The organism is Arthrobacter sp. CAL618, assembly GCF_000468215.1.
GTDB lineage: Bacteria > Actinomycetota > Actinomycetes > Actinomycetales > Micrococcaceae > Arthrobacter_D.
Window position 1 is genome coordinate 1 of the sequence record NZ_ASZW01000149.1, and the last position, 10,726, is coordinate 10,726.

The window sequence follows — 10,726 nt, forward strand, 5'->3', positions numbered from 1 at the left end:
CGCGCTGGGCGGCCCTGGGGGTTCTCCTGCTCGGGGTAGCCGGATCGGTGCTGGTGTTCCTTGGCCCCGGCCTGGCTGGTGGCTTGCGCCTGGAGGGCAGCTCCTTCCTGGACGCTCCCGAGTGCACTGTCGAAACGCTTCAGGGCGACGTCGGGCTTGACCGCGACGAGGCGAAGCTGGCCACCACTGCTGTTGCGCTCCGCCTCCGGGGACTGGAAACCCCCGACACCACTGGCATTGACCCTGCGGTCCTGCAACGACTGGCTGAGGGGCCAACCGATGACGCCGGTCCCAGCCTGAGCTGCCGTGGCTCCGCAGCCAGCGACCTCGAGGAACAGGAGCTGACCGACTCTGGACTCACGCCCCGCGCCGAACAGGTGCGGGTGACCATGACCGAGGTCTTCGGCGACCAGAGCCTGGGTGGGTTCGCTCCGGGCGGGGTCGGCCAGGGACACGGCGGAGAATCCACTCACTACGACGGTCGGGCCATCGACATTTTCTTCCGCCCGGTGAACGAGGACAACCGGCGCCAGGGATGGATCCTGTCGCATTGGCTCGTCGCGCATGCCGACGACCTGGACATCCAGTACGTCATTTTCGACGACGAGTTCTGGAGCGCTCATCTATCCCGGGGTGGTTGGCACTACTACGAAGCACCTGCCCCGGGTAATGAGATCCTGCGTCACCTCGACCACGTGCACGTCGATGTACTCGATGGCGGCACCAGCTAACGCCCCCACCCTCATCGCTGGTCAGGGTCCGGAGGAGCCGATAGCGGCGAGATTCACCGTCCCGGCCACCGCCCCGACCGCCACTGTGCCGGCTGCCTCACGCCCGAGATACCAGCCTTTCGTGCGCTGAGCCCCTTCGCCTGGCCGGATCTGCCATCGGGTATCGCTGACCCGCACGATCGGCGCTGTCGCCGTGAGCGTGAGAGTCACCGGGAGAACGACGGTGTCGGTTACCGTCTCGCCACCCTGGCATCCGTCCGTAACGAATCGCTCGAACTGGATGGCCCCCGAGGCGGTCGCCGTTCCCAGCTTGCGGCCGATACTCAGCACACCCGGCCCCGACCCGACAACGAATTGCTCACGGAGGGCGGTGGCGCCGTCACCGCAGTCGACCAGCTCAACGGTGAGGCTCGACGCGCTGACCGTCGTTACTCGCTCCGGTGGGCTAGTGGTGCTGGCCTGCACGATCGCGTCCTCGAAGAGAACCCCAAGGCCGCCGGCAGGTTCAAACTCGGCACTGTAGTCACCCCGCGCCCCGGTGCCGCCTGGCGGGGCGACCGGATCCGGCGCAACCGGAGCTTCGCCGCGGGTACGCTGCCGTTCGACGGCGAATTTCAGGAACGCGGCGGGGCTCTCGACGCCGGCGATGAGCGAACCAACGCTGAGGGTACCGGTGCCATCGCGCGCAAAGTCGTAGGATCGTCCACTCGACCGGTCGGAGCCCGACGAGGTGGTGCCGCCAATACCCGTGAAGAACCGGGGGGTCGTCCCAGTAACTGTGATCTGGACTTCCTGTGCGGACAGCACCGAGACCGACTCAGGTTCACCGCAGCCCGGGCTGTCGGTGACTCTCAGATCCACGATTGCGTGCCCCACAGCCTGGTCGAGGCTGCGCCCTATGTCGAGCTCTACCGGACCGGGCTCTCGCGACTCCCGGCCTTCGGTCTGGACTGTGGTGGTGGCAATGTCCTCACTCAGGTCAGGGCAGCTGATCGTGGCCGCCCGGGACAGGAACACCTCCACCGATGCCTCGCCTTTGACCTCCTGCCGGAATGAGACGGCACCCGCGTAGGCTCCGTCGGTCTCCGGGAAAAGATTGACCGCGGCCTGGTAATACCGCAGGTCACTGAGCTGCGTACCGCCGGGTGGCGCCGCTGCTGCGGCCGTAAAGAGGGTCGGAGCGACGAGCAGCACCGTGAGAACGCCGCCCGCCCATGTACGCTGCACACCCGTACCTGGCTTCATGGCCTGCTCCCTGCTCTCCCCCAGATGGTACTCCCGGGGAAGGTACAAGTCACCGGTTTAATCACCCCAGTTCGCTGCCTCATAGCCTTTCGGGCCCCACGCGATTCGTCGGTGGCGCGTGAGAGCATTAATCCATGCCACGGACCAGCTCCCCCATGATCGATGTCACCGACATCATCCGGATGGTCGGTGGCGCCTCGTTCCAGCGCGGGCAGACCTATGCAAAACAGGGTGCGGTCACCCAGCTCGACTGGGACCCCGCGGGCAACACCCTCGACGCGCGGGTGCAGGGAAACTCTCCCGCCGCCTACCGCACCCGCCTCTTCCTGAGCGAAAAGGGCGACGGGCGGTTCCACCTGAGGGACAGCTTCTGCAGCTGCCCCATCAGCCTCGACTGCAAACACGTCGCCGCCACAGCGCTGCAAAGCAACACCGAGCATCTGCTCTCCCGGAAGGAACTCACGACCCCCGTCCGGAAGGCAGCGCAGGTCGGTTGGCAAAGTTCGCTGACCGGGCTGATCACTCCAACGCCCGACGACGGCGCCGCCACTCCGACCCCGCCCACCCCGCTGGCGCTTCAGTTTGAGCTGCGCGCCGCCGCGAGCCCGCAGCACGGCTGGGGGTCACCCCGATCATCGCGGAAGGCAGCCACACCACGGCTCGGGGTGCGCCCGGTGGTCCGCAACAGCAAGGGCAATTGGGTCAAGAACAACCTGTCCTGGGGCAGCATCAGCTACCAGACCTACGGTGTCCTCCTCGACCCCGACCAGCACCGGTGGTTCTCCCAGTTCCCTTCCCTGCATCGGGGAACCGGGGTCAGCTACTTCGGCAACAACGACTCGTGGCTCTATCTGGAAGACTTCAGCAACCCGCTGCTCTGGCAGCTGCTCAAGGAAGCGCAACGCCTCGGCGTCGAGTTTGTTGGCTCGACCAAGGGCGTCTCGGTGGTCCTGGCCGGCCTGGCCAGCCTGAAACTCGACGCGACCTCCACCCCGGACGAACAGTTGCAGCTGTGCCCGGTGCTGGAAATCAACGGTCATCAGCACCCAGCGGACACCGCCAGGCCGATCAGCACCCACGGCATCTACACAGTGCAGCCAGGCAGCCCCACCCAGAGCACTGTCATTACGCTGGCCCCCACACCCAGGCGTCTCACCGATCACGACATCGGGTTGCTGTTGCAGACGGCCCCGGTGGTGATCCCAGCCGGGGAGAAGCCACTGTTCCTCGACAGCTTCTATCCGCGGCTGCGCCAGGCCATCGAAGTGATCAGTAGTGACGAGTCGGTGACGTTCCCTGACATCGCCCCTCCCCTGCTGATCCTGACCGCTCGTTACACGTCCGGCGACCGGCTGGAGCTGTCCTGGGACTGGGAGTATCGGCTCGGCCAGGACGTCACGCGCAAACCGCTGCGACCGGTCCCCGGCGGGCAGGACTATCGGGACCCGTCCGCCGAAACGGAAATCCTCCGCACCGCACGCGCCCACCTCGGAACCACCCCGCTCCAGGCGCTCACTCTCGAGGACATGGCAGCCCTCGAGTTCACCGAGGACACCCTGCCGCAGCTCCTGGAACTGGCTGGCGTCAGGGTTGACGTGATCGGCGACCAGCCCACCTACGAGGAACTGACCGAGCCCGCCCAACTGATCATCACCACAGTCGAAACCGACAACCGCGACTGGTTTGACCTCGGCGTCCTCGTGACAGTGCAGGGGCGCAAGATCCCGTTCGACCACATCTTCCGGGCCCTCGCGGAGGGAAAGAAGAAGATCAAGCTGGTGGACAACAGTTACCTGTCCATGAACCAGCCCGTGTTCGAGCAGCTCCGCGAACTGATCGAAGAGGCCCGCGCGCTGAACGAGTGGGAGCCGGGCCTGAAGATCAGCCGGTATCAGGCAGGGCTGTGGGCCGAGTTCGAGGACCTCGCTGAGGAAACCGAGGAGGCTCAGGGGTGGCGGAGCGCCGTCGCAGGGCTGAACGACCTGCAGGAAATCACCCCCACCTCTCTGCCCTCTACCCTGATCGCCACGCTCCGCCCGTACCAGCAGGACGGTTTCAACTGGCTGGCCCTCCTCCACCACCACGGACTCGGCGGGGTCCTGGGCGACGATATGGGCCTCGGCAAGACCCTGCAGACCCTGGCCCTGCTCGCCCACGCCAAGGAAACCGGCGAAACCAAACCGTTCCTCGTCGTCGCGCCCACCTCGGTGGTTCCCAACTGGGTGGCCGAGGCCCAGCGCTTCACACCTGGCCTCGCCATCGTCGGGGTCACCGACACCCAGGCGAAAAGCGGCAGTGATCTGGCGGCGCTGACGGCGGGGGCGGACGTCGTCGTCACCTCCTACACCCTGTTCAGGCTCGACTTCGAGGGCTACCAGGCACAGGAATGGGCTGGCCTGATCCTCGACGAGGCGCAATTCGTGAAGAACCGCACCGCCAAGGTGCACCTGTGCGCCAAGGAATTCTCGGCGCCGTTCAAGCTCGCCATTACCGGCACGCCGATGGAGAACAACCTGATGGAGCTGTGGTCGCTGTTCTCCATCACCGCGCCGGGCCTGTTCCCGTCGGCCCGCCGGTTCACCGAGGACTACCGCAACCCGATCGAGAAGTCCGGCAACACCGAACGCCTCGCCCGCCTGCGCCGAAGGATCAGGCCGCTGCTGATGCGGCGCACCAAGGAGGCTGTCGCCTCTGACCTGCCCCCTAAACAGGAGCAGGTCCTGGAGGTTGAGCTGCATCCCCGGCACCGGAAGATCTACCAGACCCACCTGCAGCGCGAACGCCAAAAACTGCTCGGCCTGATCGAGGACCTGGACCGCAACCGGATGATCGTCTTCAGGTCCCTCACCCTGCTGCGGATGCTGAGCCTGGACGCCTCGCTGGTGGATCAGGCGTACGACGGCGTCCCGTCGGCGAAGCTCGACGTCCTGTTCGAACAGCTCGAGGATGTGGTGGCCGAGGGGCACCGGGCCCTGGTGTTCAGCCAGTTCACCTCGTTCCTGAAAAAAGCCGCCGAGCGGCTAACTGCCCAGGGGATCGAGTACAGCTACCTCGACGGGTCCACCCTGCGCCGCGGGGACGTGATCAACAAGTTCAAGGACGGCCGGGCGCCGGTGTTCCTGATCAGCCTCAAGGCCGGCGGGTTCGGCCTGAACCTCACCGAAGCCGACTATGTGTTCCTCCTCGACCCGTGGTGGAATCCCGCCACCGAAGCGCAGGCCGTCGACCGCACCCACCGCATCGGCCAGACCCGCAACGTCATGGTCTACCGGATGGTGGCCACCGGGACCATCGAGGAAAAGGTGATGAAGCTCAAGGAACAGAAGGCCAAACTGTTCAGTTCGGTGCTCGATGATGACGCCGTCTTCAGCTCAGCCCTGACCGCCGACGACATCCGGGGCCTGTTGGAGGGCTAAAGTCGAAGGGGTGAGTCAACAACTATCAGCCGACCTGCCCGCAGCCACCCCCACCACCGGATTTGTCCAGGTGCGCGGAGCTCGGGAAAACAATCTCCGCAACGTGAGTGTCGACGTGCCACGGGATGCAATTGTCGCCTTCACCGGTGTCTCCGGCTCGGGAAAATCCTCACTCGCCTTCGGCACCATCTACGCCGAAGCGCAGCGCCGGTTCTTCGAATCCGTCGCCCCCTACGCGCGTCGTCTGATCCAGCAGGGTTCCAACCCGCGGGTCGACGAAATCACCGGTCTGCCGCCCGCCGTCGCCCTCCAGCAACGCCGCGGCACACCCAGCTCCCGCTCGACGGTGGGCACCGTCACCACCCTGTCCAACTCGGTGCGGATGCTTTTCTCCCGGGCGGGCACCTACCCTGAGGGCGCCGAGTCGCTGGACTCCGATTCCTTCTCCCCCAACACCGCCGCCGGCGCCTGCCCACAGTGCCACGGACTGGGCATCGCCCACACCGTCAGCGAGGAATCCCTGGTTCCGGACACGTCCCTGACCATTCGCGACGGCGCCATCGCCGCCTGGCCGGGAGCCTGGCAGGGCAAAAACCTTCGCGACGTCCTGGGCGAACTTGGTCACGACATCGACACCCCGTGGCACCAGCTCCCGAAGGAATCTCGTGACTGGATCCTTTTCACCGAAGAGCAGCCGGTTGTCCAGGTCACCCCCCAGCGGGACCGGGTCGCCAAGCCCTATAAGGGCCGCTTCTGGAGCGCGAAGAGCTATGTGCTCCACACGCTCGCCGACTCCTCCAGCCAGTCGATGAGGGAACGTGTCCTCCAATTCATGCACAGCGGCCCCTGCCCGCTGTGCGAGGGCAGCGGCCTGCAACAGGCCGCGCTCGCCGTGACCTTCGCCGGGTACTCGATCGCCGAGCTCACCGCTGTCCCCCTGGCCGAGCTCGCGGCGATCGTTGAACCCACCGCCACCCTGCAGCACGCGGGATCCAGCTCACGCGCCCTGAGCTCCGGTGAAACCACGGAGGTTGCCGTCACCCTGACCAAGGACCTGCACCAGCGCGTCAGCGTGCTGCTGGACCTGGGGCTGGGCTACCTCAGTCTCCGCCGACCCACCCCCACCCTGTCCCCCGGTGAGATGCAGCGGTTGCGGATCGCAACCCAGCTCCGTTCCGGCCTGTTCGGTGTGATCTACGTCCTCGACGAGCCCTCGGCCGGTCTGCATCCCGCCGACGCGGAACCGCTGCTGGAGGTGCTGCAGCAGCTCAAGTCCTCGGGTAACTCGGTGTTCGTGGTGGAACACGACATGGACGTGGTCCGCAGCGCGGACTGGGTGGTCGATGTGGGACCCAAAGCCGGCGAAGCTGGCGGCGCAGTCCTCTACAGCGGTGCTGTGGCGGGACTGGCCGACGTCGAAGCCTCAGTCACCCGCCCGTTCCTCTTCCCGGAACAAGCGCCACCCGCCGCCCCTGCATCACTGCGGGAACCCAGCCGCTGGCTCACGCTCAGCGACATCACCCGGCACAACCTCCGCGGCCTTGACGCGGCCATACCCCTCAACGTGCTGACCGCCGTTACCGGTGTCTCCGGCTCCGGCAAGTCCACGCTGGTCTCCCAGGTGCTTGCCGACGTCGTCAACGATTACCTGCGGGCGGGCGCCCCGGCGGAGGATTCCGACGACGACGGCAGCGACCGCGACTGCGCACCCGGGGACCACATGACCGTGGGCCATGTGGAAGGCCTCGACCTGATCGACCGGCTGGTCCGGGTGGATCAGCGCCCGATCGGCAGGACCCCCCGGTCCAACCTCGCCACCTACACGGGCCTGTTTGACACCGTGCGCAAGCTGTACGCCGCCACCGACGAAGCCAAAGCCCGCGGGTACGGAGCCGGCCGATTCTCCTTCAATGTGACCGGCGGCCGTTGCGAGACGTGTCTCGGCGAGGGATTCGTCTCGGTCGAGCTTTTGTTCCTGCCAGGCAGTTACGGGCCGTGCCCCACCTGCGACGGAGCGCGCTACAATCCGGAGACCCTTGAGATCACCTATCAGGGCCGGACCATCGCCGATGTCCTCGGACTTACCGTCGACGCCGCCGCGGAATTCCTCGCCGACGTTCCGGCCGCTGCACGCAGCCTCACCACGCTCCGCCAGGTGGGGTTGGGCTATCTGCGGCTCGGCCAGCCAGCCACCGAGCTCTCCGGCGGTGAGGCGCAACGTATCAAGCTCGCCACCGAGCTGCAACGCGCCCGCCGCGGCCACACCCTGTATCTCCTGGATGAGCCCACCACCGGGTTACACCCGTCGGACGTGCAACTGCTGCTCGCGCAGCTGAACAACCTGGTCGACGCCGGCAACACCGTCGTCGTCGTCGAACACGACATGTCGGTGATCGCCGCGGCGGACTGGGTGCTGGACCTGGGTCCTTCCGGCGGCGACGACGGCGGCCGGATCGTGGCCGAAGGGACGCCGTCGTCGGTCGCTGACAGCACTGTCAGCCGAACCGCGCCCTACCTGACGCGGAGACTCAACACCGCCGACTGAGGACGTTCAACCACCTAACCTGGTCAGCGGCGCTGCCCGCTGATGGCCTGTTTTCCCGCCGCATTCGCGCTGGGGTGGTAACTGTGGCTCTGATCGGCGACCGGGCCGGTGCCGGCAATTTCACGCATTTCTTCGATGCCTGCGACCGCTTCGGGTTTCGTCTGGTAGTAGGTGGAAACAGCCACCAGCGCGCCGTCTCCTGCCATGAGTTTGATCCGGTACCCGCCGTCGTGCGCATCCACTATTTTGAAGTAGCCTGACACTTTCTTACCTCCTTGTAAGGAATGTCTGAACGGTACCTACATACTAAGCATCCTTAGGTCCAATGGGTACGGTCCGGGAGGATATTTTCGCGGTATTTTCAGGTCTTTCGTCCTATCCGGCTTCCTCTACCAGCGGTAAAATAGAAGTGCTGGCACGGTAGTCACACCACTGCCAGCGGCCCTGTAAAAGCCCGGCGAATAGGTTCCAATTTCATCAGGTTCTTTTCTCGATCCAAGGGAGGGGAAATGACTACAGCATCACACCATGCACGTGACTTTCACGTGACCCATGAGCTTGTTCGCGCTGGCTCAATGGGAATGGGAGTAGTCTTTCTGCTTTTGGGCGTTCTGGCCTTTGTGCCAGGACTGACGACACAGTATGGTTCGCTGGCCTTGGCTAGCGGCTCGGAGGCGCTGCTCTTCGGCGTCTTCCAGGTGTCCATCCTGCTCAACCTCGTCTATCTGGTTGTCGGAGCAGCCGGGATCATCATGAGCAGGGACAGCTTCGGTGCCCGCAATTTCCTGCTGGGCAGCGGTGCCCTGTTTTTGATCATGTGGATCTACGGGGTGGTCATCGATCTCAACTCGACGGCCAACTTCCTGTCCTTCAATGCGGCGGGTAACTGGATGCACCTGGTTCTCGCGTTGGTCGCGGGCGCCGTAGCTATTGTGCATATCGCCCGGACCCGTGGAGGTGGCCAATCAACCAATACCTAATCAGCGGCCTACGGCCCAGATCATAAATGTTGCCTTGCACCGACCCTGTTGGTGCAAGGCAATCTGGTTTAAGGCGATTGCAACCTACTTGCAACCTTGGTGCAACCCAGATCACGATACGTTCACTATGAGCCCGGTCACCGACGACAGGGCTGTTCGGAAACGGAAGGGAAGCTCATGCCTGGAAACAAAGCCGTTGCTTACAAAGGACCCGGGAAAGTGGAGGTCATCGATATTGACTATCCCACCTTCGAGCTAAAAGATGGACCAGGAGTGAACCCGGCCAATGTGGGCCGTCAGGTGCACCACGGTGTCATCCTCAAGACTGTCACTACGAATATTTGCGGCTCCGACCAGCACATGGTCCGGGGCCGTACTACTGCCCCCTCCGATCTGGTGCTGGGCCATGAGATCACCGGCGAAGTCGTTGAGGTAGGCCGCGACGTCGAATTCATCAAGGTGGGCGACATCTGTTCGGTGCCCTTCAACATTGCCTGCGGACGCTGCCGAAACTGCAAGGAACGCAAGACGGGTATCTGCCTGAATGTGAACCCCGACCGCCCGGGAAGTGCCTACGGGTACGTGGACATGGGCGGCTGGGTGGGAGGCCAGGCGGAGTACGTCCTGGTGCCCTACGCCGACTGGAATCTACTCAAATTCCCGGACCGGGATCAGGCCTTGGAGAAAATCCTGGACCTGACCATGCTCTCGGACATTTTCCCCACGGGATTCCACGGCGCGGTCTCCGCGGGGGTGGGCGTTGGCTCCACGGTCTATGTTGCTGGTGCGGGCCCTGTTGGCCTTGCAGCAGCTGTATCGGCGCAGCTGCTCGGAGCCGCTGTGGTGATCGTCGGCGACCTCAACGAGGAACGCCTGGCGCAGGCTCGCAGTTTCGGCTGCGAGACCGTGGACGTATCCAAGGGCGATCCGAAGGATCAAATCGAGCAACTGATCGGTGTGCCCGAGGTGGACTGTGGTGTGGATGCGGTGGGCTTCGAGGCGCGCGGCCACGGGTCTGATGCATCCCACGAGGCGCCTGCCACGGTGCTCAACTCGCTGATGAGCCTCACCGCTGCTGGCGGCGCACTGGGCATCCCTGGCCTGTATGTGACGGGTGACCCGGGAGCCGTGGACGACGCCGCGAAGGTCGGGTCCCTGTCCATCAGCCTCGGAACTGGCTGGGCCAAGTCCCTGTCCTTCACCACCGGCCAGTGTCCGGTGATGAAGTACAACCGGGGCCTCATGATGGCGATCCTGCATGACAAGGTGCAGATTGCCAAGGCGGTGAACGCCAAGGCGATCGGTCTGACTGACGCACCTCGCGGCTATCAGGAGTTCGACGCCGGTGCCGCCACCAAGTACGTGCTCGATCCTCACGGGTACGTGGCTTCGTAAGACGCATCTGGGCTGCGGGCGCCACTTCTGGTGCCCGCAGCCTTGCGTGTCAGGTGCCAGCGGCCGGGTTTGTCAGGGGAGTCAGGGGAACAGCGAAGCGCCTCTGTACGGCGTCAGGGCGTCCTTCTGCTCCTCGCTGAGCCGTAGGACGCTCCCTGAGTTCGTGTCGACAAAGGCGAGGATCGTTTCCGCCTTTACACAGGCCACCCCGGTGAGGGGGTCCAGGACCAGGTAGGAGAGGGTGAAACTGGCCGGTTTGAGGGCACTCACCCAGACATCGATCCGCGCCGGAACGTTGCGGTAATCGAGGGTGTCCACAAACCTGACCCGGTGCTCGACCACGAGCGCCTGGATGCCCGGATTGACCGAGGAAAACAGTGCAACCGGAGGCTGGTCACCCTCGGCTCCCGTCCC

General features: G+C 64.8%; 9 protein-coding genes (1 of these 9 cut by a window edge). 5 read left to right on the top strand and 4 right to left on the bottom strand.

Features of this window, described 5'->3' with window-relative positions:
* Positions 1-26: 26 nt before the first annotated feature.
* Positions 27-731, top strand: coding sequence for a hypothetical protein (locus tag K728_RS21260; protein WP_162148042.1), 705 nt, complete (start codon positions 27-29; stop codon positions 729-731).
* 21 nt (positions 732-752) lie between these two features.
* On the opposite strand, the gene K728_RS0108945 is transcribed toward K728_RS21260, so the two are convergent.
* The gene (locus K728_RS0108945; RefSeq protein ID WP_024476491.1) at positions 753-1,976 is read right to left on the bottom strand and encodes a hypothetical protein; all 1,224 of its coding nucleotides are present in this window, start codon (positions 1,974-1,976) and stop codon (positions 753-755) included.
* A gap of 134 nt (positions 1,977-2,110) precedes the next feature.
* On the opposite strand from K728_RS0108945, the gene K728_RS0108950 reads away from it, so the two are divergent.
* The gene (locus K728_RS0108950) at positions 2,111-5,392 is read left to right on the top strand and encodes a DEAD/DEAH box helicase (RefSeq protein WP_035747708.1); all 3,282 of its coding nucleotides are present in this window, start codon (positions 2,111-2,113) and stop codon (positions 5,390-5,392) included.
* A 10-nt stretch (positions 5,393-5,402) separates the two neighbouring features.
* The gene (gene uvrA / locus K728_RS0108955) at positions 5,403-7,937 is read left to right on the top strand and encodes an excinuclease ABC subunit UvrA (RefSeq protein ID WP_024476493.1); all 2,535 of its coding nucleotides are present in this window, start codon (positions 5,403-5,405) and stop codon (positions 7,935-7,937) included.
* 23 nt (positions 7,938-7,960) lie between these two features.
* Here the strand turns inward: uvrA and K728_RS0108960 are convergent, their stop codons facing one another.
* Positions 7,961-8,200 carry a YegP family protein gene (locus K728_RS0108960; protein WP_024476494.1) on the bottom strand — a complete coding sequence of 80 codons (240 nt, stop codon included), beginning with the start codon at positions 8,198-8,200 and terminating at the stop codon, positions 7,961-7,963.
* A gap of 246 nt (positions 8,201-8,446) precedes the next feature.
* Between K728_RS0108960 and K728_RS0108965 the strand changes: the two genes are divergently transcribed.
* Together K728_RS0108965 and fdhA are read left to right on the top strand one after the other, a co-directional pair.
* Positions 8,447-8,917, top strand: coding sequence for a DUF4383 domain-containing protein (locus tag K728_RS0108965; RefSeq protein WP_024476495.1), 471 nt, complete (start codon positions 8,447-8,449; stop codon positions 8,915-8,917).
* A 177-nt stretch (positions 8,918-9,094) separates the two neighbouring features.
* Positions 9,095-10,312: a formaldehyde dehydrogenase, glutathione-independent gene (fdhA, locus tag K728_RS0108970; RefSeq protein WP_024476496.1), complete on the top strand. Its 1,218-nt coding sequence runs from the start codon at positions 9,095-9,097 to the stop codon at positions 10,310-10,312.
* A gap of 81 nt (positions 10,313-10,393) precedes the next feature.
* On the opposite strand, the gene K728_RS23185 is transcribed toward fdhA, so the two are convergent.
* Together K728_RS23185 and K728_RS23190 are read right to left on the bottom strand one after the other, a co-directional pair.
* Positions 10,394-10,654: a hypothetical protein gene (locus tag K728_RS23185; RefSeq protein WP_162148040.1), complete on the bottom strand. Its 261-nt coding sequence runs from the start codon at positions 10,652-10,654 to the stop codon at positions 10,394-10,396.
* On the bottom strand, positions 10,579-10,726 hold the 3' end of the coding sequence (locus tag K728_RS23190) for an acyl-CoA thioesterase (RefSeq protein WP_443110949.1). It continues 176 nt past the right edge of the window; 148 of the gene's 324 nt are visible here — the last part of the coding sequence; the start codon falls outside the window, past its right edge — the gene reads right to left on this strand; the stop codon is at positions 10,579-10,581. The genes K728_RS23185 and K728_RS23190 overlap by 76 nt, the downstream gene beginning before the upstream one ends.

Bases quoted from the DNA above. Each gene is read 5' to 3' on its own strand.
- K728_RS0108945 (WP_024476491.1), bottom strand. From the start codon at position 1,976: ATGAAGCCAGGTACGGGTGTGCAGCGTACATGGGCGGGCGGCGTTCTC.
- fdhA (WP_024476496.1), top strand. From the start codon at position 9,095: ATGCCTGGAAACAAAGCCGTTGCTTACAAAGGACCCGGGAAAGTGGAG.
- K728_RS0108965 (WP_024476495.1), top strand. From the start codon at position 8,447: ATGACTACAGCATCACACCATGCACGTGACTTTCACGTGACCCATGAG.
- K728_RS0108950 (WP_035747708.1), top strand. From the start codon at position 2,111: ATGCCACGGACCAGCTCCCCCATGATCGATGTCACCGACATCATCCGG.